The organism is Nocardia sp. NPDC004860 (genome assembly GCF_040609015.1).
Taxonomy (GTDB): domain Bacteria; phylum Actinomycetota; class Actinomycetes; order Mycobacteriales; family Mycobacteriaceae; genus Nocardia.
In genome coordinates, this window is sequence record NZ_JBEXJI010000001.1 from 702,397 (window position 1) to 727,617 (window position 25,221).

General features: G+C 66.7%; 24 protein-coding genes. 5 read left to right on the forward strand and 19 right to left on the reverse strand.

The window, feature by feature from the left end; all coding sequences use genetic code 11:
- Window position 1 precedes the first annotated feature (1 nt).
- From ABZV44_RS02935 to ABZV44_RS02995, 13 genes are all read right to left on the reverse strand, one after another.
- A complete protein-coding gene (locus ABZV44_RS02935) occupies window positions 2-925 on the reverse strand; it encodes an acyltransferase domain-containing protein (protein WP_354831136.1) in 924 nt (307 codons plus the stop codon).
- 396 nt (window positions 926-1,321) lie between these two features.
- Window positions 1,322-1,810, reverse strand: coding sequence for a h domain protein (locus tag ABZV44_RS02940; RefSeq protein WP_354831139.1), 489 nt, complete (start codon window positions 1,808-1,810; stop codon window positions 1,322-1,324).
- Window positions 1,807-2,703: a hypothetical protein gene (locus ABZV44_RS02945; protein ID WP_354831142.1), complete on the reverse strand. Its 897-nt coding sequence runs from the start codon at window positions 2,701-2,703 to the stop codon at window positions 1,807-1,809. Before ABZV44_RS02945 ends, ABZV44_RS02940 begins: the two co-directional genes overlap by 4 nt.
- Entirely contained in the window at window positions 2,700-4,109 is a 1,410-nt protein-coding gene (locus tag ABZV44_RS02950) for an MlaD family protein (RefSeq protein WP_354831145.1), read from the reverse strand. Before ABZV44_RS02950 ends, ABZV44_RS02945 begins: the two co-directional genes overlap by 4 nt.
- Window positions 4,106-5,344 (reverse strand): MCE family protein, encoded by a 1,239-nt coding sequence (locus ABZV44_RS02955; protein WP_354831147.1) that lies wholly within the window; start codon window positions 5,342-5,344, stop codon window positions 4,106-4,108. The genes ABZV44_RS02950 and ABZV44_RS02955 overlap by 4 nt, the downstream gene beginning before the upstream one ends.
- Window positions 5,344-6,594: an MCE family protein gene (locus tag ABZV44_RS02960; protein ID WP_354831149.1), complete on the reverse strand. Its 1,251-nt coding sequence runs from the start codon at window positions 6,592-6,594 to the stop codon at window positions 5,344-5,346. Before ABZV44_RS02960 ends, ABZV44_RS02955 begins: the two co-directional genes overlap by 1 nt.
- Window positions 6,591-7,658: an MCE family protein gene (locus tag ABZV44_RS02965; RefSeq protein WP_354831152.1), complete on the reverse strand. Its 1,068-nt coding sequence runs from the start codon at window positions 7,656-7,658 to the stop codon at window positions 6,591-6,593. The genes ABZV44_RS02960 and ABZV44_RS02965 overlap by 4 nt, the downstream gene beginning before the upstream one ends.
- Window positions 7,655-8,689 (reverse strand): MCE family protein, encoded by a 1,035-nt coding sequence (locus ABZV44_RS02970; RefSeq protein ID WP_354831154.1) that lies wholly within the window; start codon window positions 8,687-8,689, stop codon window positions 7,655-7,657. Before ABZV44_RS02970 ends, ABZV44_RS02965 begins: the two co-directional genes overlap by 4 nt.
- Window positions 8,686-9,819: an MCE family protein gene (locus ABZV44_RS02975; protein WP_354831639.1), complete on the reverse strand. Its 1,134-nt coding sequence runs from the start codon at window positions 9,817-9,819 to the stop codon at window positions 8,686-8,688. Before ABZV44_RS02975 ends, ABZV44_RS02970 begins: the two co-directional genes overlap by 4 nt.
- Before the next feature lie 130 nt (window positions 9,820-9,949).
- Window positions 9,950-10,801, reverse strand: a complete 852-nt coding sequence (locus ABZV44_RS02980; protein WP_354831156.1) for an ABC transporter permease — start codon at window positions 10,799-10,801, stop codon at window positions 9,950-9,952.
- A gap of 4 nt (window positions 10,802-10,805) precedes the next feature.
- Window positions 10,806-11,570: an ABC transporter permease gene (locus tag ABZV44_RS02985; RefSeq protein ID WP_040854757.1), complete on the reverse strand. Its 765-nt coding sequence runs from the start codon at window positions 11,568-11,570 to the stop codon at window positions 10,806-10,808.
- A gap of 323 nt (window positions 11,571-11,893) precedes the next feature.
- Window positions 11,894-12,796: a 3-oxoacyl-ACP reductase gene (locus ABZV44_RS02990; RefSeq protein ID WP_354831159.1), complete on the reverse strand. Its 903-nt coding sequence runs from the start codon at window positions 12,794-12,796 to the stop codon at window positions 11,894-11,896.
- Between the two features lie 45 nt (window positions 12,797-12,841).
- On the reverse strand, window positions 12,842-13,030 hold the full coding sequence (locus ABZV44_RS02995; protein WP_040854753.1) for a ferredoxin: 189 nt from the start codon (window positions 13,028-13,030) through the stop codon (window positions 12,842-12,844).
- A 153-nt stretch (window positions 13,031-13,183) separates the two neighbouring features.
- Between ABZV44_RS02995 and ABZV44_RS03000 the strand changes: the two genes are divergently transcribed.
- Both ABZV44_RS03000 and ABZV44_RS03005 read left to right on the forward strand, forming a co-directional pair.
- On the forward strand, window positions 13,184-14,377 hold the full coding sequence (locus tag ABZV44_RS03000; protein ID WP_354831163.1) for an acyl-CoA dehydrogenase family protein: 1,194 nt from the start codon (window positions 13,184-13,186) through the stop codon (window positions 14,375-14,377).
- A gap of 20 nt (window positions 14,378-14,397) precedes the next feature.
- A complete protein-coding gene (locus ABZV44_RS03005) occupies window positions 14,398-15,525 on the forward strand; it encodes an acyl-CoA dehydrogenase family protein (RefSeq protein ID WP_354831166.1) in 1,128 nt (375 codons plus the stop codon).
- Window positions 15,526-15,648: 123 nt separating this feature from the next.
- Here ABZV44_RS03005 and ABZV44_RS03010 read toward each other — a convergent pair whose 3' ends face one another.
- On the reverse strand, window positions 15,649-16,344 hold the full coding sequence (locus tag ABZV44_RS03010) for a maleylpyruvate isomerase family mycothiol-dependent enzyme (RefSeq protein WP_354831169.1): 696 nt from the start codon (window positions 16,342-16,344) through the stop codon (window positions 15,649-15,651).
- A 75-nt stretch (window positions 16,345-16,419) separates the two neighbouring features.
- A complete protein-coding gene (locus tag ABZV44_RS03015; RefSeq protein ID WP_354831172.1) occupies window positions 16,420-17,616 on the reverse strand; it encodes a nucleotide disphospho-sugar-binding domain-containing protein in 1,197 nt (398 codons plus the stop codon).
- Between the two features lie 94 nt (window positions 17,617-17,710).
- On the opposite strand from ABZV44_RS03015, the gene ABZV44_RS03020 reads away from it, so the two are divergent.
- Both ABZV44_RS03020 and ABZV44_RS03025 read left to right on the forward strand, forming a co-directional pair.
- A complete protein-coding gene (locus ABZV44_RS03020; protein WP_354831175.1) occupies window positions 17,711-18,124 on the forward strand; it encodes a VOC family protein in 414 nt (137 codons plus the stop codon).
- 69 nt (window positions 18,125-18,193) lie between these two features.
- A complete protein-coding gene (locus ABZV44_RS03025) occupies window positions 18,194-19,030 on the forward strand; it encodes an AMP-binding protein (protein WP_354831178.1) in 837 nt (278 codons plus the stop codon).
- A 12-nt stretch (window positions 19,031-19,042) separates the two neighbouring features.
- On the opposite strand, the gene ABZV44_RS03030 is transcribed toward ABZV44_RS03025, so the two are convergent.
- From ABZV44_RS03030 to ABZV44_RS03045, 4 genes are all read right to left on the reverse strand, one after another.
- A complete protein-coding gene (locus ABZV44_RS03030; RefSeq protein WP_354831180.1) occupies window positions 19,043-19,687 on the reverse strand; it encodes a hypothetical protein in 645 nt (214 codons plus the stop codon).
- Between the two features lie 391 nt (window positions 19,688-20,078).
- Complete coding sequence (locus tag ABZV44_RS03035) at window positions 20,079-21,074, reverse strand: sigma-70 family RNA polymerase sigma factor (RefSeq protein ID WP_354831182.1); 996 nt, start codon at window positions 21,072-21,074, stop codon at window positions 20,079-20,081.
- Window positions 21,075-21,179: 105 nt separating this feature from the next.
- The gene (locus tag ABZV44_RS03040) at window positions 21,180-22,829 is read right to left on the reverse strand and encodes an acyl-CoA synthetase (RefSeq protein WP_354831184.1); all 1,650 of its coding nucleotides are present in this window, start codon (window positions 22,827-22,829) and stop codon (window positions 21,180-21,182) included.
- Window positions 22,830-23,103: 274 nt separating this feature from the next.
- Window positions 23,104-24,150 (reverse strand): LLM class F420-dependent oxidoreductase, encoded by a 1,047-nt coding sequence (locus ABZV44_RS03045; protein WP_354831187.1) that lies wholly within the window; start codon window positions 24,148-24,150, stop codon window positions 23,104-23,106.
- Window positions 24,151-24,284: 134 nt separating this feature from the next.
- Between ABZV44_RS03045 and ABZV44_RS03050 the strand changes: the two genes are divergently transcribed.
- On the forward strand, window positions 24,285-25,208 hold the full coding sequence (locus ABZV44_RS03050; RefSeq protein WP_354831642.1) for an OB-fold domain-containing protein: 924 nt from the start codon (window positions 24,285-24,287) through the stop codon (window positions 25,206-25,208).
- Window positions 25,209-25,221: the final 13 nt, after the last annotated feature.

The following is a 25,221-nucleotide window of genomic DNA, read 5'->3' on the forward strand; positions in this document are numbered from 1 at the left end:
GTCACCTCAGCGCTTCCGCGGCCTCATCCAGTTCACCGGGCGTGAGTATCAATGTCATCGTCAGCGGCTCCACCACGAGACTCTGCGGCAGCCCCGGCCCGAGTCCGACCACCGCGGTGGTGCCGATCCGCTCGACCTCGGTCATCAGCGGTTTGACGCCCACCGGCCGGACATGGTTGTACAGGAAGAAGTCTCGAACCTCGTCGGCCGTGGTCACCGCGCCGGCGACGTGCGGCGAGAACAGGGTGATCTTGGGATCCCGGAAGGTCATCCCAGCGATGTGCGGCGCCATGAAGTCGGTCGCATACTGTGCGAGCGGACTGTGGAAGGCGCCGGGATACTCGTCCAGCATCTGCATCCGGCGCGGGTGCTGGGCCACCAGCTCCTCGAGCGCGTCGACATACCCCGACAGCACGATGACGTGCACATCCCCGCCGTAGGCAGCGTCGTAGTCCGCGGCCAGGTACACCCCGGGCCGCCGCTCGCCGTAGTAGTCCTCGGGGTCGTCGCCGAATCGCAAGGCGGCCACGGCCATTCCCTGCGCCCGGGTGCCGGCCGGCTGCGGCGGGACCAGCCGGTGATAGTGCAGCATCTCGAAGAGCTCACGCCGATCGACAGCGCCCGCCAGGCAGGCACTGAGCAGTCCGCCCAGACTGATCCCGCCGACCGCGTCCGGATGGACGCCGCGCGCCGCCAGCACATCGTGCAGCCCCAGGACCAGCGCCGCCTGACGCAATCCATCGAAGGCGTGCAGCAATTCGCGTTCGGTGTGCCGGCCGCCCTCCAGCAGTTCCGGGACGGAAACGCCGGTCCACTCGGCGGTCTCCTCGTACGAGCGGCGAATTTCCGGGTACCGGTCATAGAATTCCTGGACCGAGGAATCGGTCAGTGGGATATGCCCCCCGAGCAGATAAGAAGTAGTCACACCGCGGACCCTTTCCAGTCGACGAAGGGTCGCGAAATCCCCCCTTTGCCAACCGTAGAAATTCGGTTGCGTAACAGTTCCCGCCTATGCGCGCGAGCCTCTCGAAGGAAGCAGCATCGAAAAGAACACGAAAGAAATATCTTTCGTGATTCCTACCGTGAAACCCCCGATACCCCCATTGCGCATCAGCGCTGTGCCGCGCCCCGCCCGTGTGGGACGCACTTCCAAATCTAGAACCGGTTCCAGAAGGTGTCAAGGCGAAGAATTCCGAAAGTTGCTGTCACTCAACGCACTTCGAGAAGTCGCCCGCGTACATACGCCGAAAAAGCGCGCAACCCCGGGCAGTGCCCGGGGTTGCGCGCCCGATATCGACTCGGCTCGGTTCGAGCCGGTGACCTAGATCGGCTTGACGTCCGAAATGAGCCAGTGCCCGCTCTGCTTGGTGAGCTCCACCTGCAGCCGATCGCTCATGAGCGTGTCCTGCGGCGTATCAGCGCTCGAGAAGCGCTGATCCGCGATGACGAGGACGGTGGCACGGTCCCGGGTGGTCGTGATCACGCCCGTCGCCTGAACCGTGGTCTGGACGGAGAGCTTCTTCTCCTTGGCCGCCGGAATGGCCTGCTCGTGGATCACCTTCAGGTAGGAGTCCCGGTAGTCGCTGGTCAGTTTGTCGGCGACGGCCGGCAGGTCCTTCTCGGCGGAATCGTAGTTGTAGGTGAACAGCGACTCCACCGTGTCCGCCGCGAAAGCGGTTGCGGAGGAACGATTCTGCTCGGCCTGCCGCTCGGACCAGAATCGGTCCCCGACGATCGAGCCGACTACGACGGCCGCGACGAGCAGGGCGCCGGCGACGGTGATGACAATCGAACGTGCGTTGAGTTTCACGGCACCAGCTCCATCGACGACGCGGTCACGGAGTCGCCCTTGCGGGTCACAGTCACCCGGAAGCGGTAGTCCTTCTGCATGGGACCGTTGGATGCGACATTCGAGACCGTCTGCTGCGCCAGCAACAGCACGGTGGCCGAGTCGGAGTCGTCACGCTCGATCGCCGCGGAGATGACCTTGCCGGAGGACTGCACCTTCAATTGCTCGAAGAGCTTCTTGTACTCGTCCCGGTTGGTGGCGAACTCGTCCTTGATACTGCCGCCCGCCACCTGGAGCAGCCGATCGATGTCCTGATCGGCGGTGTCGCTCTTGACGGTGACCATGTCCAGATAGGCCTGCTTGGCGACCTGGACGTATTCCGCGCGTCGATCGCGCAACGCGTCGGCCCGATTCTGGTGGTAGAAGAACAGGCCGCCCGAGCCGATCAGCACGAGCGCCGACACCAGGGCGACTACCGCGGCAACCGTACCCAGCCGACCGAGCGAAGCGGTGATCCGGCGCAACCGGGAAGGCTGCGCGCCGTCCTCGGATTCGTCCGCGTCCTCGGCGGATTCGTCGGTCGCGTCCCCGGCAGCCGGGGGCGCGATCACGATTTCCGGTTCCGGATCAGAGGATTCGTCCTCGACCGGATTCCCTTCCATGTTTCCGGTCTGCTTCGCTTCCGCGTCTCCAGCCGGCTTGTCCGCCACTGGCTTCGGCTCGGCAGCTTCCGGCGTCGCGGCGTCGGCGACCGGGCTCGGCGCGGCAGCCTCAACGGCGGTCGCTTCCGGGCTCACGGCCTCGACGATGGTCTCCTGGACCTCGATGCCGGCGCGGTCGTCCTCGACGGGCGGACCCGCCTGCCGGACAACACGCCGCCGAGTGCGGTTTCGATTTGCTGGATTATCGCTCATCGTGGTGGCTCCTGAAGCAACTGTTGCCAACTCGACGGGACTTTAGTGGAACCATCTGCATTGACGTCCCCCTGACGGTACACGTGACCGTCAGGTCCGACGAAGGTGCCGGTAGCCGGGTCCGAATGCCCAATGAATGGTGCGTTCTGGTTACCGAGCAGCTTATCGAGCGGCTGACCGTTGTTGTCCACCGGCTGAGGATCACCGAACGGCGGATTGTCGCCTTCGGGCACATAGCCGTTCGGGTCGTGGCACAGATCCGGAGTCGGGGCCCGCTTGCCCGGCACATCGACACAGGGTGTGTTGCGGATGCCGCGCACGGCTTCCTTCGCACCCTGAGGCACCTTGCAGTACAGGTTGTCGGGCGTGTCGATCGCGCTCAGATCGGCGGGCGAACGCCGCTCGCTGGGCGGCAGGAAGCCGGTGGTGCAGCCCGGCGGATCGTTCAGGCCGAGCATGAAGTCCACCATGGCGCCGTTCTGGACCGGCCCGCGGATGGCGGTGAGCAGCGAGCCGAGCAGCGGCGGGTAGATCACCAGAATCTGTTCGAGCCCGGCGTGATACTTGAGCCCCACCTGTCCGACGCTGAGCAGGTTGGCGAGCACGATCGGCAGGGTCGGTTTCAGGTCCTGGAAGGTCTTGTTCACCTTCTGCACCGTGGACGGTGTCTGCTGCAGCACCGCACGCAGCGACGGATCATGTTGGCGCAGTTGGTCGGTGACCGTGGCGAGGTCCTTGGTCCAGCCGCGGATGGAGTCCGCGGACTGGTTCTGGGTGTCCAGCAGCGGACCGATCTTGTCCAGCAGATCCTTGGTCTGATCGGTGTTGTTCTTGGCCTCCTGCACCAGCAGGGACGCGGAGTCGATGAACCGCTGCAGATCCGGCCCGGCGCCGTTGAAGGCGACGAAGGCGTCGTTGATGACCTCCTGCAGCTTGGTGTCGGCGACCGTGGACAACAGCCGGTCGGCCTGGTCGAGCATGGCGCCGACGTCCTGCGGCAGCTTGGTGCGCTCCACCGGGATCACCGAGCCGTCGTGCAGATTCCCACTCGTGGGGGCATCCGGCGGGACCAGGTCGACATACTGCTCACCGACCGCCGAGACGCTCTTCACGTAGGCCTGCACATCGGCGGGGATCTTGTAGTCGCTGTCGATGGACAGCTTGGCGTCCACCCCGGCCGGAGTGAGCCGGACCTCCTCCACCTTCCCGACATTGGTGCCGCGGTAGGCCACGTTGGCGGTCTGGTACAGGCCGCCGGTGGCGTCCAATTGCACTGTGACGCCGTATCTTCCGATGCCGAACATGGCCGGCAGTTTCACATAGTTGCCGCCCATGACGGACAGACCGATCACGGTCAGCACCGTGAAGATGGCCAGCTGAACCTTGACGAACTTGGTCAGTTTCACTTTCCGTCAGCCCCTTGCTGCGCGGGCACGGTGAGTCCCGGAATGGCCGGCAGGCCCGGAATCGGCGGCAGCCCAGCGATACTCGGCGTCGGAGCCGGCGTGGGGTTCTGGGCCGACGGCTTCAGCGGATCGGTCAGCGGATCGCCCTTACCCTGCGGCGGAGCGGGATGCGTTCCCTCGCCGAGGGTGGCCTGCGCGCCGCCGAAGGTACCGCCCAGCGGAGTACCGGTCAGGAAGTTCGAATCCAGCCGGGCGGCAGTGAGATCGACCGTCATGAACAGGTTCATGTAGTCGCCCTTGATGACCTTGTCGATGTTCTTGATCGGGAACGGGAAGGTCAGCAGCCACTGCAGCGAATCCGCGAGCTTGCCACCGGTGGCGGCCAGCGACTGCAATGCCGGCTCCAGGTTGGCCAGGTCGGCCTTGAGGTTGCCACCGCCCTGGTCGATGATCTGTTGCACGGTATCGCTCAGACCGCCCAGTGCCGTCAAGGTTCTGGTGATGTTCTCGCGGCGATCGGCCAGCACCGTCAACGCCGGGTGGATCTTGGTCACGGCGTCGGCGACGTCGTCCTTCTGCTGCGACAGCACCCCGGCGAACCGGTCCAGACCGCTCATGGCCGCGATGATGTCGTTCGTCTGCTTGTCCAGTGTGCCGGTCAGCTGATTCAGCTGCGGTAGCAGGTCGCGGATGGCGTCGGTGCGGCCCTTGAAGGTCGCGTCGAGTTCCTTGGTGATGGTCTCCACCTGGGAGATACCACCGCCGTTGAGCACCACCGAGAGTGAGGACAGCGTCTGCTCGGTCGTCGGATAGGCCCCGGCGCGCTCGAGCGGGATCACGTCCCCGGCCTTCAATCGGCCCTGCGCCGGCTCGTTCGTCGGTGCCGACAGCTCGACATGGTTGCTGCCCAGCAGACTGGTCTGCCCGATGCGCGCGATGGCGTTGGCCGGCAACGCGATTCCCTTCTCCAGGGAAACGGTGACCAGCGCGTGCCAGTTCTCGACCTTGATGCCGGTGACGGTGCCCACGGGCACGTCGTTCACCATGACCGGCGAATTACGGGTCAGGGTAGTCACATTCGGCATCTGGATATCGACCTGCCAGGAGCCCTCCCCGGTGCCGACCGCACCGGGCATGGGCACCGAGTTCAGCCCGTCCCATTCGCAGCCGCTCACACCGAGCACCGCGACCAGGCTGATCGCCGCGCCCGCGAGGCGAATCCGTCGGCGGCTCATCATCGTCCACCTCCAGGAACGAGCAGATCGGTCAGGGACTTCGGTGACGCCACCGGTGCGGCGTCCGGCGCGGGTACCTGGTTGGCCAGATCGGGCGTGCTGTAGGTGAGCTGGTTCGGGAACGCCGACTGCTGAGTCGCCGGATTCACCAGCAGCGGAGGGTAATTCATCATGAGCGATTGAACGACAGGCGCCAGATACTGCTTGCACAGATCAGCACTGTGCTGAGAGTCGTTGGTGGCGGTGGCTTCGACCGCACCACACAGGAAGGCGAACGGATTAGCGAAGTTCGGTGCCGCGAGGGACCCCGCGATCGTGCCCTGCGCCGGCTTGTAGAGCTGGTAGAAGTTCACCAGCGCGGTCGGCGCGGAGTGCATGATCCGCTCCAGTTCGGGCTTCTTGTCGGCGAGCACCTGGGTGGCATCGGCCAGCCGCTGCACGCTCTCGGTCAGCGCCCCGCCGCGTGCATCGAGGAAGCGCTTCACATCGGCCACAGCGGAATCCAGATTGTCCAGGCCCGAACCGAGATCGGTGGATACCCCGGCGAGCACCGAGGAGACCGAGGCCAGCCGTCCGCCGAATTGCACGATCTGATCATTGGACTTCGACAGCACATCGACGAACTGCTGCAGGTTGCGGATGGTGCCGAACAGGTCGGTGCGGCCGTCGGAGAGCGTATTCAGCGTCGCTGACAGCTCTTTCAAGGTGTCGCGGAAGGCCTGGGCATTGCCGTTGCCGAGGTTGTCGGCGGCGGTGTTGATGACCCGGCCGAAGGAGCCCTGCTTGTCCTCGCCGATCGGGCCGAGCGCGGTGGACAGCTTGGTCAGTTCGGCCTTGATGTCGTCCCATTCCACCGGAACTGCGGTGTGCTCCACCGGAATCGAGGCGCCGTCGCCCATCTTCGGCCCGGTCGTGTAGGCGGGCGCGAGCTGGATGAAGCGCGCCGACACCAGCGACGGCGAGATGATCACGGCCTTGGCGTCGGCAGGCAGATCGATGCCGCGGTCGACGGTCATCTTCACCGTCACCCGGTCCTTGCCCGGATCGATGGAGTCGATCTTGCCGACCTTCACGCCGAGCACGCGGATCTCGTCACCGGCGTACAGGCCGTTGGTCGAGGGAAAGTAGGCGGTGATGTGCTTCCTGCCGATGTCGGAGACCAGCCCGTAGACCAGCCACCCGGCCAGCGCGACCACCAGGGCCGCTGCGGCGATCCGGGTCCACCGGGGCAGCTTGCGAATTGCGTTCAACGCTCCGGCTCCTTTGGCACGGTCTGGATCGTGAGGGCCCCGTTGTCGGTGAGGAAGTGCTGGAACGTGTCGGGCAGATGCTGCGGCCAGACCATGGCGTCGACCAGGACCTGTAGGCCCGGACTCGTTCCGTTGGCCAGGTACGCCTGGAAGTACGGCCCGCTGCCGACCTGCTCGCCGAGTGCGGCCTCGAACGGCCCGAGTTCGTCGACCGCCTTACCCAGGTTGTCCCGGTTGTCCTGCAACAGCTTCAGCACCGAATTCAGCTTGTCCAGCGTCGGCTTCAGCTGCGCCTCGTTGTCGTTGACGAAGCCCGTGAGCTGCTGGGCGAGCCCGTTGATGTACACGATCAGCTGGCTCAGCGCCGCGCGGCGGGCATCCAGCTCGCCGAGCAGGCTGTTGCCGTCGACCAGCAGCGAATTGATCTGCGCCGCACGATCACCCAGCACCTTGGTGACGTTCTGGGCGTGCGAGAGCAGTTCGGTCAGCGCCTTGTCGCGGTTGTTCAGGCTGCGGGAGAGCTGGGTGACGCCGTCGAGCGCCGACCGCAGCGGTCCCGGCGTATCGGTGAACGCTTCCGACAGGGTGTCCAGGGTCTTGTTCACCTGGTCGGTGTCGAGGCCCTTGACCGTGGTCGCCAGATCGCCCAGCGCGTCGGTGAGCGAGTACGGAGACGTGGTGCGCTCCAACGGGATCGGCTGATCCTGACGCAGCGCGCCGTCACCGGTCGGCACCACCTCGAGCGACTTGCGGCCCAGCACCGTATTGGTCTTGATGGCCGCGGTGGTCTTGGTACCCAGCACGATCGCCTCATCGAGGGTGAACTTGACCTTGACCTTTGCGCCGTCCAGCGCGACCTTCTCCACGCGGCCGGACTTCACGCCGGCCACCTGCACCTGGTCGCCGGGCAGCAGCCCGCCGGCGTCGGCGAAGTAGGCGGTGAACTCCGCGCCCGAGCGGATGAAGGGCAACCGGTCGAACTGCAGGGCGGTGAGACAGATCGTCACCGCCAGCACGATGCCCGTGACCCCGATATCGATCAGGGGTGAGCGCTGTTGATTCATTTGTCCGAGCACCTTCCGGTGGACTGACCGCCGGGCGTGACGAGACGCGTCTGATGCTGGCCGTCAGGTCCGTCGACGATGACGGCCGTACCGCAGACGTACATGTTCATGAACGAGCCGTAGGAGCCGATACGGATCAGCTTCTTGTAGGTCTCGGGCAGCAGGTTCAACACGTACTGCACGTCGTTCTTGCGGTCGTCCAAGTTCTGGGACAGCTTGCCGAGCTGTTCCACGTTCGCCTTCAGGTCCGGGCGGACCTGCTGCAGCAGACTGGTGAGATCGCCGGTGGCCCCGGCCAATCGGGGCAGTGCGTCGCCGATCGGATCCTTGTCGGCCGCCAGACCACTGACCAGGCGCTGCAATTCGTTCAGCGTGGTTGTGAAATCCGCATTGCGCTCGTCGATGGTGCCCAGCACGGTCTTGAGATTCTCGATCACGCTCCCGATCAGGGCGTCCCGGTCGGCGAGGGTCTTGCTGAACGAGCCGCCGCTGTTCAGCAGCGCGACCAGCGTGCCGCCCTGTCCCTGGAACACCTGCAGCAGCGCACCGGTCAGATCGTTCACCTGCTGCGGGTTGAGGCCGCGCAGCAGCGGCTTGAACCCGCCGAGCAGCAGGTCGAGATCGAGGGCGGGTTTGGTCTTGTCGGTACCGATGGTGGAGCCCTTGCGCAACGGCTGGGCAGTGCCCGGACCGTCCATCAGCTCCAGATAGCGGTCGCCGACCAGGTTTTCGTAGCGGACAGCCGCCTGGGTGCCGGAGTACACGTGGTACTGGTTGTCGATGTCGAAGTCGACATGGGCCAGATGGTCCTTGCCGACATAGACCCGGCTCACCGAGCCCACCGGAACCCCCGCGATGCGTACCTTCGAACCGGGCAGCATCCCGGTCGCACTGGTGAAGATCGCGTGGTAACCGGTCGAGCGAGCGAAGCGCATCTGACTGAAGACGATGCCCAGCGCGGCCAGGACCAGCACCATGATCAGCGTGAAGATTCCCAATTTCACGCTGCTCGAATGCACTTTGAGTCTCATGGGTGCGGCACCCCCGGCATGTCCGAGAACAGCAACTGGAACACCCTGGGGCCGTTGAGGTGCGTGGACGTCGACGGCGTCCACACCTCCCCCTCGGAGGTGTCGGTGACGAGATAGTTCGAGTTGCTGCCCGGCACCCGGTCGAGGATGTTCTCGCAGTGCGGGCCACCGGTGGCGTTCACCTTCGGCAGATCCTTCGGGTACGAGTAGGGAGTGCCACCGGCCATGAAGCCGGCGTTCAGGGTCACCCACGGCCCGTCGCCACCGAAGATGCGGTTGCCGTCCGGCAGCGCATTGGCCGCGCCGACGACCAGGCAGTACAGGGCCGGGTTGTACTCATTGAGCAGTTCGGTGGTCGGGCGCAGCACACCGAGGGTGTCGACCAGCGCCTTCTGGTTGTCCGAGAGCACGCCGCCGGTGTCGTTGGCCAGGCCGACCAGGTTCAGCAGCACCTTGTCGAAGTTGCCCTTCTCATCGACGATGGTGCCGCCGGTGACCGTCATATTCCCGGTGGTGCGCAACAGATCCGGCGCGGTGTCGGCGTAGAGGTTGGTCACGCCGACCGAGGTCTGCAGATCACGCTGCAGGTCGGGCAGGCTCGGGTTGATGTCCCTGAGGAGCTGATCGCTGTCGACCATGAGCTGGCCCAGCTTGTCGCCGCGGCCCTGCAGGGCGGTGCCCAGTGCGGTCAGCGTCGCATTGAGCTTCTCCGGCTGCACCTTCGCCAGCAGATCGTTCAAATGCTGGAAGAGCGTGTTGAATTCGACCGTCACCGCCCCCGCCTGCACCACCGAGCCCGCCTTCAGCGAGTCGGAGGAGGGGTGCTGCGGTTCGATGAAGTTGACGTACTTCGCGCCGAACACCGTGGTCGAGTTGATGTCGACGGTGGCGTTGGCGGGCACCATCTTCAGCTTGTCCGGGTCCATCGCCAGTTCGATGCGCGCCCCGTCGGCGCTGTCGGTGATGTTGGTGACCCGCCCGATCTCGACCCCGCGGATCTTGACCTTGGCGTCCTTGTCCATGACCAGTCCGGCCCGCGGTGCGGTGACCGTGACCTTGACCTTGTCTTCGAACCCGCCCGCGAACATCACCAGGCAGATCGCGACGGCCGCGGCCAGGCCGAGCACCATGCCCACGCCGGCCAGCCGAATGACCCACCCCTGTTCGAGATAGCGTTTCGGCTTGGGTTTCTCGACGAACGGCGAGCCGATCGGGCTCGCCATTCCGTGCTGTTGTTGGACCATGTGTGTCGTCCCGCCCCTACCCGGAGAGATGGAAATTGCCGGAGGTGCCGTAGATGGCCAGCGACATCAGCAGCGTCACCATGACGACCGCGATCAGCGAGGCCCGCACCGCATTACCTACCGCCACGCCAACGCCGACCGGTCCGCCTGCGGCGTTGTAGCCGTAGTAGGTGTGGATCAGCATGACCGCCATGGCCATGAAGATCGCCTGCGCGAAGGACCAGAGGATGTCGCTGGGGATCAGGAACGTCGAGAAGTAGTGGTCGTACACACCGGCCGACTGGCCGTAGATCACCACGGTCGCGAAGCGCGAGGCGATGAACGAGGCGATGACCGCCAGTGAGTACAACGGAATGATGGCGATGATGCCCGCCAGCATGCGAGTGCCCACCAGGAAGGGGACCGGCCGGATGGCCATCACCTCGAGGGCGTCGATCTCTTCGGAGACGCGCATGGCGCCCAATTGTGCCGTGGTGCCGGCGCCCAGCGTCGCCGCCAGGCCGATACCCGAAATGACCGGGGCCGCAATGCGAACGTTGATGAACGCGGCGAAGAAGCCGGTCAGAGCTTCGACACCGATATTGCCGAGCGAGCTGTAACCCTGCACGGCGATGGTGCCACCGGCGGCCAGGGTCAAGAACCCGACGATCACGACGGTGCCGCCGATGACGGCCAAAGCGCCTGTGCCCATCGAGATCTCGGCGATCAGCCGGATGGTCTCGGTGCGGTAGTGCACCAGTGCCTTGGGCACCGAGCCGATCGACCGCGCATAGAACACGGCGTGCTTGCCGACCGAATCGAGGGCCTCGGTGAAGCGCTGAAAACGCTTGGTCACCTTGGGAAAACGAGACTGGATCACGAACGCCATCTGATCACCGCGCCGTGAACTTGATGCCAACGGCGGTGACCACGACGTTGATGACGAACAGCGCCATGAAGGCGAAGACGACGGTCTGGTTGACGGCGTCGCCGACGCTCTTGGGACCGCCCTTCACGTTCAGGCCCAGATAACAGGCGACCAGTCCGGCGACGAGTCCGAACAGCATGGCCTTCACCTCGGAGATGACGAGCTCCGGCAGGTGGGTCAGCAGGGTGAGGCCGTTGACGAAGGCGCCGGGGTTCACACCCTGCAGGTAGACCGAGAACAGGAAGCCGCCCAGGATGCCGATGGTGGACACCAGGCCATTGAGCAGGAAGGCCACGAACATCGAGGCGAGCACGCGCGGAACCACCAGTCGCTGAATCGGATCGATGCCGAGCACCTTCATGGCGTCGATCTCTTCGCGGATGGTGCGCGCGCCCAGGTCCGCGCAGATGGCGGTCGCGCCCGCGCCGGCCACGATGAGCACCGTGACCATGGGGCCGATCTGGGTGATGGTACCGAAGGCGGCGCCCGCGCCGGAAAGGTCGGCCGCGCCGATCTCCCGCAGCAGGATGTTGAGGGTGAAGCTCACCAGCACGGTGAACGGAATTGCCACCATCAGGGTGGGGAAGATGGATACCCGGGCTATGAACCAGGACTGATCGATGAATTCCCGTCGCTGGAACGGGGGCCGTACCGCGGCGCGAGCGACCGCACCGGCGAGTTCGAAGAACCCTCCGACCGCCCGCAGCGGTACGGCAAGGACTTCATTCATTCCCGCTATTCCTCCTGCCCCTGCCTAGCTATAGCAACCGAGATCTGAATGTGATCTCGGTCCCGCTCGAAGATTAGAACACGTTCTCATACGGTTCGGGAAGGTTTCGACGGTTTTGAACAGGTCATCTTTCTGAACTGGCGTCCAGTTTTGAGAACAGGTTCACGTCAGCCTAACCATCACAGGTATGCCGCATTGTGAGGCGACACACATAGTTGTCCCTTTTCTTACCAACGATCGATCTCGTGATCAACCGCAGACGCCGGGGGCCGGGCCGTGTCTTCAGGAACCCACGACCCCCGGACGGGACACCGAGGCCAGTCTCAGCCCAGATCCTTCAGCGAGGAGGCGGAAAACGTAGCGTCCGAACCGCGTTCGGAGAAATAGCCGCCCAGGGTCGCGGCCAGGCCCTCGCGGGTCCACTCGCCCTCGGCGTCGAAGCGCTGCTCCACCACCGGAGCCGCCATCAGGGCCACCATCGGGCCGTAGACGACGAACAGCTGACCGCTGATCGTCTCGGCCGCCGGCGAGGCCAGGTAGGCCACCAGCCGCGCGACGTGATCGGGCGAGAGCGGGTCCGGACCCTGGTCGGGAGCCGCGGAGAAGACCTTCTCGGTCATGGCCGTCCGCGCTCGCGGCGCGATGGCGTTGGCGCGCACGCCGACCGACTCCAGCGCCCGCGCGGCCGATAGCGTCAGCGCGGTGATGCCGGCCTTGGCCGCACCGTAATTCGCCTGCCCGGCCGGGCCGAGCAGACCGGCCTCCGAGGAGGTGTTGATGATGCGCCCATAAACGGGAGCACCCGTCTCCTTGTACTTGCCACGCCAGAAGGCGGCCGCATTACGGGTCAAAAGGAAATGCCCGCGCAGATGGACCGCGACGACCGCGTCGAAATCCTCATCGGACATGTTGAACAACATCTTGTCCCGGGTGATCCCGGCATTGTTCACCACGATGTCCAGCCCGCCGAAGGTCTCTTCGGCGGTGCGGATCAATGCGTCGGCCGTCGCGCGCTCGGCGATACTGCCGCCCACGAACTCCGCCTTGACGCCCAGCGCCCGGATGTCGGCGAGGGTTGCGCTCACCGCGTCGTTCTCGGCAAGGTCGTTGACGATGACCGACGCGCCGGCCCGGGCCAGCTCGAGGGCTTCGGCCCGGCCCAGCCCGGCGCCCGCGCCGGTGACGATGGCAACCCGGCCCGAAAGACTTACATCAGAATCGCTCACCGGGCCGACTCTAGAACGTGTTCCACCCGCCGGGCAAGCGTGCGCTCAGACCAGCTTCAATGCCGCCTTGGGGCACTGGGCCACGGCGGACTCGATATCGCGACGGTTGGCCTCGGTGACCTCGGCCTCGTTGACGTGCAGGTTGTCGTCGTCATCGAGATCGAAGACGTCAGGGGCGATTCCGACACAGATTCCGTTGGCTTCGCACTGATCGAAATCGACGATCACCTTCATAGTTCTCTCCTTAACCACAGGTTCTTCCCGAGCCTAACAAGCGGACCCGTGGTCAGAACAGCAAAGTAGCCCTAACCGGAACGAATACTGGAACATGTTTCACTTGCGTGCGATGATCGGCTGAACCGAGAAACGAAGGCTAGAGGTACTGCTATGCGTATCGCCTACACGCCGCAACAGGAACAGCTGCGTGCCGAGCTGCGTGACTATTTCACCCGCCTCATCACTCCCGAACGGCGGCAAGCGCTTTCGGCGCAGACCGGAGAGTACGGCGAGGGCAATGTCTACCGCGAGGTGGTCGAGGAGATGGGCCGCGACGGCTGGCTCGCCCTCGGCTGGCCGAAGGAGTACGGCGGCCAGGACCGTTCCACCATGGATCAGCTGATCTTCACCGACGAGGCCGCCATCGCCGGCGCCCCGGTGCCGTTCCTGACCATCAACTCGGTGGCGCCGACGATCATGCACTACGGCACCGAGGAGCAGAAGAAGTTCTTCCTGCCCAAGATCGCCGCCGGCCAGCTGCACTTCGCCATCGGCTACTCCGAGCCGGGCGCCGGCACCGACCTGGCCTCGCTGCGCACCTCCGCGGTCCGCGACGGCGACGACTGGATCATCAACGGCCAGAAGATGTGGACCTCCCTCATCGCCTACGCCGACTACGTGTGGCTCGCCGCCCGCACCGACCCGAACGCCAAGAAACACAAGGGCATCTCGATGTTCATCATGCCGACCACGGCAGAGGGCTTCTCCTGGACGCCGGTGCACACCATGGCCGGGCCCGACACCAGCGCCACCTACTACCAGGACGTGCGGGTCAAGCACTCCGACATGGTGGGCCCGGAGAACGGCGGCTGGGCGCTGGTCACCAACCAGCTCAACCATGAGCGGGTCGCGCTGACCTCGTCCGCGCCGCTTGCCCTGGCCGTCGCGCAGGTGACCGAGTGGGCGCGCAACACCAAGACCGCCAATGGCGCCCGGGTCATCGACCAGGAATGGGTGCAGATCAGCCTGGCCCGCATCCACGCCAAGGTCGAGTATCTGAAGCTGACCAACTGGGAGATCGCCTCGCGCGCCGACGCCGGCGGCGATGCCGCCCCGCGCCCGTGGGACGCCTCCGCCACCAAGGTGTACGGCACCGAGCTGGCCACCGAGTCCTACCGCGCGCTGATGGAGATCCTCGGCCCGCAGGCCTACCTGCGCCAGGACTCGGCGGGCTCGCAGCTGCGGGGTCGCCTGGAGCGCATGCACCGCGCCTGCCTGATCCTCACCTTCGGTGGCGGCACCAACGAGGTGCAGCGCGACATCATCGCCATGACCGCCCTCAAGCAGCCCGCCGCCGCGCGCTAATCGAAACCGAGGTAACCATCATGGATTTCACCCTCACCGAGGCGCAGCAGGATCTCGCCCGCCTCACCGCCGAGGTCACCGGCAAGCTGGTCACCGCCGACCGGCTGCGTGAGCTCGACCGCAACACCGACGCGTCGGGCAACCCGACCGTGCGCTTCGACGAGTCGCTGTGGAGTTCGCTCGCCGAGACCGGCGTGCTGGCCGCGGCCCTGCCGGAGACGGTGGGCGGCAGCGACTTCGGCGTCCTGGAGCAGACCGCCATCCTGCGCGAGATCGGCAAGTCCGTCGCGCCCGTGCCGTACCTGTGGTCGATCGTGCTCGGCGCCGGCGCGCTCGCGCAGTTCGGCTCCGCGTCCCAGCGCGAGCTGGCCGCCCAGGCCGCGCGCGGCGAGGTCATCCTCACCGCCGCGCTGAGCGAGGAGCGCAACTGGGAGCCCACCAGCCCGGTCACCACCGCGATGGCGGGCGACGGCTGGCAGCTGACCGGTCTCAAGACCACGGTCCCCTTCGCCCGCCAGGCCGCGCGAATCCTGGTGTCCGCCAGCGTCGACGGCTCCCCCGCCGTCTTCCTGGTCGACCCGTCGCACGCCTCCGTGCGCGTCGAGGACCAGATCGTCACCGACCGCTCCCCCGAGGCCGAGGTCGAATTCGCCGGCACCCCCGCCGCCCTGGTCGGCACCGTCGACCAGGGCGCCGAGATCCTGACCTGGCTGCTGGAGCGCGCCTGGCTCGGCCTGGCCGCCACCCAGCTCGGCGTGGTCGAGAAGGGCCTGGAACTCGTCGCCGACTACGCCCGCGAGCGCGAGCAGTTCAATCGCAAGATCGGCAGCTTCCAGGCCGTGGCCCAGCGCCTGGCCGACGCCTACATCGACGTCCAAGGCGTGCGCCTGGCCGTACAGCAGGCGGCCTGGCGGCTCGCCGAGGGCCTGCCCGCCGCGGCCGAGGTCCACACCGCCAAATTCTGGGCCGCCGAAGCGGGCCACCGCGTCGCACACACCGTGGTGCACGTACACGGTGGTGTCGGCATCGACCGCGACCACATCGTGAACCAGTACTTCACCGCCGCCAAGCACAACGAGTTCGCCCTCGGCGGCGCCACCGACCACCTGCGCGCACTCGGGTCGCTGCTGACCGACGCTGCGCAGTAACAACTCTCGGAGACTCGGTACCAACTCCCGGAGACTCGGCCGAACCCTGCACTGCGGCCGACGGCGAGGCGGTGGCTCCCATACCGGCCACCACCTCGCCGTTTTTCTTTGTCCGGGAACGATTTACGGCACCAGCGGACCGGCGAGCACCCGCTCCCCCGCCGACCGGTTGCCCTGCCAGGTCAGCGCCGCGTCCTCGGCGGGCTTGCGCTGCCACAGCGCCAGCAGCAGATCCGAAGCGGTGCCGGAGATTTCGGCGACCGGGGTGCCCGGGCCGTAGGTCCAGCTCGCACCGGTATCAGTGGCGCGGACCCTGATCGCCACCTCGGGCTCGCTCGCCAGCCCACGCTGAATCATGCGCGGCGCGAACAGTTCGAAGACCTCCGCGATGCCGTCGGCGGCCTGCGCCGGATCGAATTCCTCCGCGATGCCGAGCGCGTTCTTGCCGTCCCACACGTGCATGAGGGTCTCCTGGGCGCGGCGGCGCTGCCAGAACCCGACCGTGCGCGACAGCAGCTTGGTGAAGGTCCAGGCCGGGGTCTCCGGGGCGACCGCCACCGCCTCGAGCAGGGCCTGCACGGTCTCGTCGTACCAGGCCCGCAGCTCGACGGGATCCTTCGGAGCGGGTGCGCCCTGATAGTCGCCGCGGCCCTCCCGGATACCGGTGACCACCCACAGATTGCCCTGGCCGACATGGTCGACCAGGTCGTAGAAGGTCCAATCCCCGCAGCTGGGAACCGGTGCGGCCAGATCGACCCCCGGCGTGATCAGCTGTCCGAGCTCGCTCAATTTGTCGCGCAAAATGGCCACGAAATCCATGCGGCCCACGCTAACCAGCGAAAACCCGGCCTGCCAGCCATATGCGGCCGGTCGAACGCGAAATCCGGCCAAACATCAGGATTCGAATTCACGGACGGAGGAGATGCGCTCACCCACCGGGTCGTGATGATCCGTCGACGGTTCCAGTTCGTACAGCAGGGCCTCGCCGCGCGCGTCGTGGCGGATGGCGCGGCCCAGTTCGGCCGCGGCCCGGTAGTGGGCCGGGGTGCGCAGGACGTGGCGGATCGCGCGGGCGATGCGCTGCGGGGTCGCGGTGCGCGGCACCGTGATTCCGGCATGGTGGGCGCGGACGCGCGCGGCATTGTCGGCATTGTCGCGGCCGTGCGGCAGGACCACGACCGGTAGGTCGGCGGCGAAGGACTTCATCAGGGTGCCGTGGCCGCCGTGGGTGACGACCAGGCTGGCATGCCGCATGATTTCCCGGTGCCCGGCGGCGCGCAGGACCGTCACGTTCGGCGGGACGCGCAGCTCGTCCGGGTCGACGGCGGGGCCGGTGGTGATGACGCCGCGCACCGGGAGCTGGCCCAGGGCCTCGGAAATGCGCTGCAGGCAATCGGTTTGGCGTTGAAAGGTGGTGGACAGCGCGACCAGGACCAGCGGGTCGCCGCCGTCGGTCTGCGTCCATGTGGCGCCCTCGACCCAATCCGGCTCGTCGAGGATCGGGCCGACCCAGCGCACCCTGTCGGGCCCCTGCCCCGGGAAGTCGAACGCCGCACTGGACAGCACCAGCTGCCGGCGCGCCAGCTGCGCCTGATCCTGATAGTGGGCCAGCCGCTCCAGCCCGAAATCCGCGCGCAGGACATTGAGCTTCGGGAGCAGTTCCTCGTCCCAGCGCCGCTGCACCAGCGAGCCCACCACCCGGTCGCGCAACCGGCCCAGTGGCCCGTGCGCCTTGCCGAAGCCGGAACCCGGCGGCGGGCCACCCTCCACCGGCAGCGGGTAGATGCCGGGAATGAGCACCGAGAAGGGCACCTCACAGGCCTGCGCCGCGACCATGGCCCCGAAGGCGAAGAAGGAGGCCAGCACCAGATCGGGTCGCTCGGCATCGATTTCGTCGGCGGTGTCACGGGCGAATCCGGCCCCCGCGCGCGGGCGCAGCCGCGCGCCCGTGGCCGTCACCGGGCCGGTGAGCGATTCCTCCGCCAGCACGGTCACCCGATGGCCACGCCGCACCAGACGCCGCACCACACCCAGCTCCGGTGGAACCGTTCCGCCGCTCCCGGTGAGGGCGACCAGGTAGCTGTGAGTCATCGGGCACCTCCCCCAGTCACTCTTGCACGACCGATGAGTTTTCCGCACCCGCTTCGTCCCCATCAGTACATCGAATGAGAGGGATCGACCCGCCATGCCGAGCAAGATGATCTTCATCAATCTGCCCGTCGCCGACCTGGACCGGTCCAAGCGCTTCTACGAGGCCGTGGGCTGGAAGGTGAACCAGGACTTCACCGACGGCAATGCCGCCTGCATCGTGGTCGACGACAACATCTGCGTCATGCTGCTGACCCGCGACTTCTTCACCACCTTCGGCACCCGCCCCCTCGGCGACCCCCGCGGCACCGTCAACGGCGTCTACGCCCTGGCCCTGTCCAGCCCCCACGAAGTGGACAGCCTCGTCGAAGCGGCCCTCCAGGCCGGCGGCACCGAAGAACTCAACCCCGACCGCCGCGCCCAGGAAGCCCAGGTGGGCATGTACAGCCGCACCTTCCTCGACCTCGACGGCCACCAGTGGGAGCCCTTCCACATGACCTACCCCGCCTGACCGCCGATCGGCAGCTTCCTGCCATCCGATGAAGTGTCGGTTCACCCGGGTGCCAACCAGGGTGAACCCATGGCTTTCAACGTTGCAGACCTGTTCGAGCACGCCGTCGACGCGGTTCCGGACCGGATCGCCCTGATCTGCGCCGACCGGCACTTCACCTACCGCGAACTGGACGAGCGGGCCAACCGGCTCGCGCACCACCTGGCCGCCTGCGGCATCGGCGCGGGCGATCATGTCGGCGTGTACGCACGCAGTTCGGCCGAGGCCCTGGAAACGATGCTCGCGACCTACAAACTGCGGGCGGTGTCGGTGTGCGTCGACCACACGCAGGGCCCGCGGGTGAAGTTCAGTGCGCAGGCCGTCCTGCTCGACGACGACGGCAACCTGGTCGAACCCCGGCCGGGCGCGGTGGGCCGGATGGCGCGGACCGGGCATGTGCCGCTCGGGTATTACAAGGATCCCGAGAAGACGCGGTCGATCTTCGCCGAGGTGGACGGCAAACGCTATGTGGCGCCGGGCGATTACGCGCGCTATGAGGCCGACGGCACCGTCACCCTGCTCGGGCGCGGCTCGGAGTGCATCAACACCGGCGGCGAGAAGGTGTTCCCGGAAGAGGTCGAGACCGCTCTCAAATCCCATCCGGAGGTCTTCGACGCCCTGGTGATCGGCATTCCGCACGATCGCTTCGGACAGGCCGTGGCAGCGGTGGTGCAGCCGCGGCCGGGAGCCGCGCTCGCGCTCGGTGAGCTCGACGCGCACCTGCGCACCAGGATCGCGGGATACAAAGCGCCCCGGGGGTATTGGCTGGTCGACGAGGTCATGCGGCAGCCCAGCGGCAAGGCGAATTATCCCGCCGCCAAGCGGTATGCGGCCGAGCACGCCGAAGGGATGCGCAGTCCCCGCTGACCGGGTGTGCGGTCAGCTGCTCAACAGCCCGAGGTCACGCACCCGTACCCCGAGCTGGAATCGGGTGCTGACCTCGAAGCGGGCCATCAGCTGCGCGACATAGCGGCGGTAGGTGCGCAGGGACACCCCCAGCGCCCGCGCCGCCGTCTCGTCCTTCGCTCCGGCGTATAGCTGCTCGACCACCGCGAGTGCCACCGCGTCCAGCCCGCGCTCCCCCAGATCCAGATGATCACGGAGCTGACGCGCGGAATGCCAGGTGCGGACGGCGAATTGGTGCACCACGCCCAGCAGCGCCGGTTCGGCCACCAGCAGGCCGCGCGGTTGCTGCCCGGGCGCGGCCGACCACAGCGCCGCCCGCTCGCGATCGACGATCAGCACATTGCAGAAGTCGGTGTCGGTGACCCGGATCCGCGAGCCGACCGCGAACTGCCGTAGCACCGACTGCCGCCCGCGCGCGCCCACATAGGCGGCCGACAACAGCAGTCGGACCTGCTTGCCGGCGGCGTGCAGCTGCCGGAAAACCGTATCCTCCGAACCGTATTCGGTCTCCGGGCGGACGGGGCGGGCGATGGCCATGACGGCCTCGTGACGCACCCCCACCAGCATGCGGCGCAGATTCTCCGCCCACAGCTCGTCCGCGTGCAGCTCTACCGTCATCACGCACCTCTCGTGAGCACCTGTGGGAGAGCATATTTCGATTCCCGGCCGGCGGGTTCAGCGAACACACCGCCGTGGTCCGCGCCCCGGGCACCGGCGAGATATCAGTGTTCCGGATGGACTGCATGCGCTGGGTGTCACCCAAAACGGGTGAGTCGCCGATCTTGACCGGTGGTGGCGCCGACCGTGAGGGTAGGGGAACCGGCTAGTTCGTGCGGAGCCTCCGATCAACGGCGATCAGCGACGGCCACCGATGTCCTCCGTCTTTCGACGGAGGTTGCGCGCCAAGCCGGTCCGCGGGCCGGAGTCCACCGCCGTCCGAGATGTGGACGGAGGGTGACCGGCCCGCGGAATACCACCGGAGCGCGGCGACGGCCGTGACGAGCCCGCCCTAGTTCGAGCCCAGCTCCATGGGCAGGCCGAACAGCGGGAAGAGCTTCTCGGTGTCGAGGAAGAAGGTGAGACCGGAGATGCGGTCACCGTCGAGTTCGAGAGTGGTGATGGACCACGGGATCCAGCGGCCGGGCTCGTCACTCGGCTTGTAGTGGCCGAAGGCGGGTAGCCCGTTGGCGCCGGCCAGCGGGACCAGGCGGGAGTCGCGGCACGCGTGGCCGGTGCCGAGCATGAAGGCGGCCACGTTCTCGGGACCGGAGATCCACAGCGAGAACGGCGGCATGGACAGGGCCACATCGGCTTTCAGCAGGTCGGTGAGGGCGTCCATGTCGTAGGCCTCGAAGGCCTTGACGAAATCGTCGACGAGTTTGCGCTGCTGCTCGTTGCTCTCGTCGAAGGGGTCCGACACCGTGGCCGTCTCCTGCACCTTCGACATGGTGGCGCGGGCCCGCTGCAGGGCGCTGTTCACCGAGGCCGGGGAGACATTGAGCATGTCGGCGGTCTCGCCCGCCGAGAAGCGCAGCACTTCGCGCATGATCAGGATGGCGCGCTGACTGGCAGGCAGATGCTGGACCGCCGCCACGAAGGCCAGGCGCAGCGTGTCCTTCGCGCTGGCGGCCTCGGCCGGATCGGCGCCGAAGGCGAGGGCGTTCGGAATCGGTTCCACCCACACGTAATCCGGCTCCGGCGGGGGCAGCTGCGAATCAGGGGTCGAGGGACCACTGAGATCCATGGGTCTGGCGCGGCGCTGCGGACCGTCCAGCATGTCCAGACAGACATTGGTGGTGATCTTGTACAGCCAGGACCGCAGACTGGACCGGCCCTCGAAGGAGTCGTAGGACTTCCACGCCCGCGTGAAGGTCTCCTGCACCGCGTCCTCGGCTTCGAACGAGGACCCGAGCATTCGATACGCGTAGGCGCACAGCTCCCGCCGATGCCCCTCGAAAGACCGCAGTACATCGTCGGAAACGGTGCCGCCCACCTTCTCGCTCATGCCAGACAGCGTCGCACAGCCCACCGACAAGAAACACCCGCGAAAAGGCTGGTGCCCGTCTCCGATCGCAGACGGGCACCGGCACACACCACGAGCTGAGCCGCGTTACTTGGTATTCGAGGCCTGGGCGTGGTGGTCGGCCTCGCGGGCCTCGGTCTGCGCCTTGGCCCACTTGTAGTCCGGCTTACCCGCGGGCGAGCGCTTGATCTCGTCCACGAACCACAGGCTGCGCGGCATCTTGTAGGAGGAGATCTCCTTGACCAGGGTCGGGCGCAGCTCCTCCAGCGTCGGGCGGGCGCCGCCGCGGCACTGCACGACCGCGACCACCCGCTGGCCCCAGCGCTCGTCCGGCACGCCGACCACCAGCGCGTCGAAGATCTCCGGGTGCGCCTTGAGCGCGCCCTCGACCTCTTCGGGGTAGATCTTCTCGCCACCGGAGTTGATCGACACCGAGCCGCGGCCCAGCATGGTGACGGTGCCGTCCTCCTCCACGCGGGCGAAGTCGCCGGGGATGGAGTAGCGAACGCCGTTGAACACCTTGAAGGTTTCGGCGGTCTTGACCGGGTCGTTGTAATAGCCGAGCGGGATGTTGCCGGTGCGCGCCAGCATGCCGACCTGGCCGGAGCCGGGCGCGACCTCGTTGCCCTCCTCGTCGATCACCTTGGTGGAGCCGTCGATCTTCACCCGCGGGCCGCCGGTGTGCGTGGCGCCCTTGGCCGCCACGGCCAGACCGCCGAAGCCGGTCTCCGAGGAGCCGATGGAGTCGGTGATGAGCGCGTTCGGGAAGTTCTCGATGAACTGGTCCTTCAGCGCGGGCGAGAACAGCGCCGCGCTGCTGGCCAGCACCCACAGGCTCGAATGCTGGTACGCCTCACCGGTTTCCGCATTGCCCTCGGCCAGTGCGTCCAGCATCGGACGGGCCATGGCATCGCCGGTAATGAAGATCATGTTGACGCCGTGCCGCTGAATCGCCTGCCACACACCGTGTCCGCTGAACTCCGGCAGCATGACGGCCTTGCCGCCGTCGAACAGGCTGTGCAGGGTCGCGGTGAACGCGCCGCCGTGGATCAGCGGCGGAATCGGGTAGCGCACCATCGGCGAGTTGCCGCTCGCGCCGCCCTTGGACTGCTCCCACTCGTCCTGGATGAATTCACCGGTGTAGAAGTTGATGCCGCCGCCGAGGACGCGCCACCAGTCCTCCTGCCGCCACATGACGCCCTTGGGCATGCCGGTGGTGCCGCCGGTGTAGATCATCATGATGTCGTCGGCGGAACGCTCGCCGAAATCGCGCTCGCCGCGCGAGCCGGCCAGCGCCGCTTCGTATTCCACCGCGGTCGGGGGCAGCGGCAGGTCGGTGCCGTCCTCGACGGTGACGACCGCCTTGATCTTCGGCACGTTCGGCAGCACATTGGCCACCTTGTCGCTGTATCGCCGCTCGTGGATAAGCGCGACCATATCCGAGTTCTCGAAGATGTACTGCAACTCGTTCTCGACGTAGCGGTAGTTCACGTTGATCATGACTGCCCGCGCCTTGAAGATGGCGACCATGGCCTCCACGGCCTCAATGGTGTTGCGCGAGTACACGCCGACCTTGTCACCCGGCTGCACACCCTGATCCTGCAGGTAGTGCGCCAGCCGGTTGGCTCGGTCCTCGAGTTCGGCGTAGGTCACCGAACGAGCGTCGTCAACCAGCGCGACACGTTCCGGCATGAGGTCGATGGTGTGCTCGACAAGGTCCGCAATGTTGTAGCTCACTGCTTCAAAATAGAACGTGTTCTTGTGTGTGACAAGCCACAGATTCGGCTTTGGTCCAGTGACCGGATGTGCCCCCCGTCACACCCTACGGCGACTTACGCTGAATTGGAACAGATGCGAAAGGGCGCGACCCACTCACCGGGGCGCGCCCTTTCCAACCGGCCGCGAAGCGCTTCTTCGAGGCCGGATTTCTGGAACTAGTTCCACGGCTGAATCAGTACCCCTGCGACCAACTCAGTGCCCCTGCGACCAACTCAGTGCCCCTGCGAGCGACTCAGTGCCCCTGCGACTCGATCAGCGGGCGCAGTGCCTCGAACTGCGCCACGTCACGGACACCCACGAGCATCATCGTGACGCCGGCCTGCTCCCACACCTTCAGCTGCTCACGCACCTGCGCCTCGTTGCCGATGATGGTGGTGTCGAGAATCAGCTCGTCGGGCACGACCGCCGCGGCCTCCTCCTTGCGGCCGGTGCGGAACAGCCGGGTGATCTCGTCCACCTGCTCGCCATAGCCCATGCGCCGGTACACCTCGGCGTGGAAGTTGAGTTCCTCGGCGCCCATGCCGCCTATGTAGAGCGCCATGAACGGGCGCAGCCGATCCAGTTCGGCCTTGGGGTCATCGGTCAGGATCACCTGCGCGGTGGCGGCGATCTCGAAGTCCTCGCGCGAGCGCCGCGCGCCCGGGCGCGAGAAGCCCTCGTCGAGCCACTCGTTGTACATGTCGGCCAGCCGCGGCGTGTAGTAGATGGCCAGCCAGCCGTCCGCGATCTCCGCGGTCAGCGCGACGTTCTTGGGGCCCTCCGCGCCGAGCCAGATCGGCAGGTCCGCGCGCAGCGGGTGGGTGATGGGCTTGAGCGGCTTGCCGAATCCCGTTGCGCCCGATCCGGAGTAAGGCAGCGGGTAGTGCGGGCCCGCACTGGTCACCTTGCCCTCGCGGGCCAGCACCTGCCGCACGATCGAGACGTACTCGCGGGTGCGGGCCAGCGGCTTGGCGAACGGCTGCCCGTACCAGCCCTCCACCACCTGCGGACCGGAGACGCCGAGCCCGAGGATGTGCCGGCCACCGCTGAGGTGGTCGAGGGTCAGCGCGGCCATGGCGGTGGCGGTCGGGGTGCGCGCCGACATCTGCACGACGGAGGTGCCCAGCCGGACCCGGCTGGTGTCCGAGCCGTACCACGCCAGGGGCGTGAAGGCGTCCGATCCCCAGGACTCCGCGGTGAAGATGGCGTCGAAGCCGGTCTGCTCCGCGGCCAGCACCAGTTCCCGGTGATTGGCGGGCGGCTGCGCGCCCCAATATCCCAGTTGCAAACCAAAGCGCATTTCCATGTCCTTCCTAGAACATCCGGGGCCGGTCGTCAGGGCCGCAGCCCGTACTCTTGCCACCGTCACTAGAACCTGTTCTACTCGATCTCGTGACTCTGGGGAACACCGAAATACTGTCCGCACCGCTGCGGATGCAATTCGACTACACCCGCTCCACCGGTCCGATCATCGGTCGCTTCCTGACGGAACTGCGATCCGGCAAGGTCGTCGGGGTGCGGGGTTCCGATGGGCGCGTGATCGTGCCGCCCGCGGAATTCGATCCGGCCACCGGCGAGGCGCTGTCGGAGTTCGTCGGCGTGTCCGACGTCGGCACCGTCCAGACCTGGTCGTGGGTGGCCGAGCCGGTGCGCGGCCAGCCCTTCGACCGGCCCTTCGCCTACGCGCTGATCAAGCTGGACGGCGCGGACACCGCCATCCTGCACGCGGTGGATGTGGCCTCCCCGGCCGACATCGCCACCGGGATGCGGGTGCGGGCGCGCTGGGCCGCCGAGCGCACCGGCGACATTCACGACATCGCGGCCTTCGAACCGGGTGAGACCTCCACGGCCCCGGCGGATTCCGCGAGTGACCTCGAACCGGTGACCGGCATCGTGACCCCGGTCGACTTCTCCATCAAGCACACCGCCGCCCCGCAGGAGGCCGTCTTCCTGAAGGCGCTCATGGAGGGCCGCCTGCTGGGCGCCCGCGCCCGGATGGACGGCAAGGTGTACTTCCCGCCGCGCGGCGCCGACCCGCGCGACGGCTCGCCGACCGACGACTACGTCGAGGTGTCCGACAAGGGCATCGTGACGACCTTCTGCATCGTGAACGTGCCGTTCATGGGCCAGCGCCTCAAGCCCCCGTACGTGGCAGCCTACGTGCTGCTCGACGGCGCCGACATCCCCTTCCTGCACCTGGTGCTCGGCGTCGAGGCAACCGAGGTCCGGATGGGTATGCGGGTGGAGGCGGTGTGGAAGCCGCGCGAGGAGTGGGGCCTGTCCATGGCCAATATCGACCACTTCCGGCCCACCGGCGAACCCGACGCCGACTACGACAGCTTCGCGCACCACCTGTAGAGAGGCGCTGAAC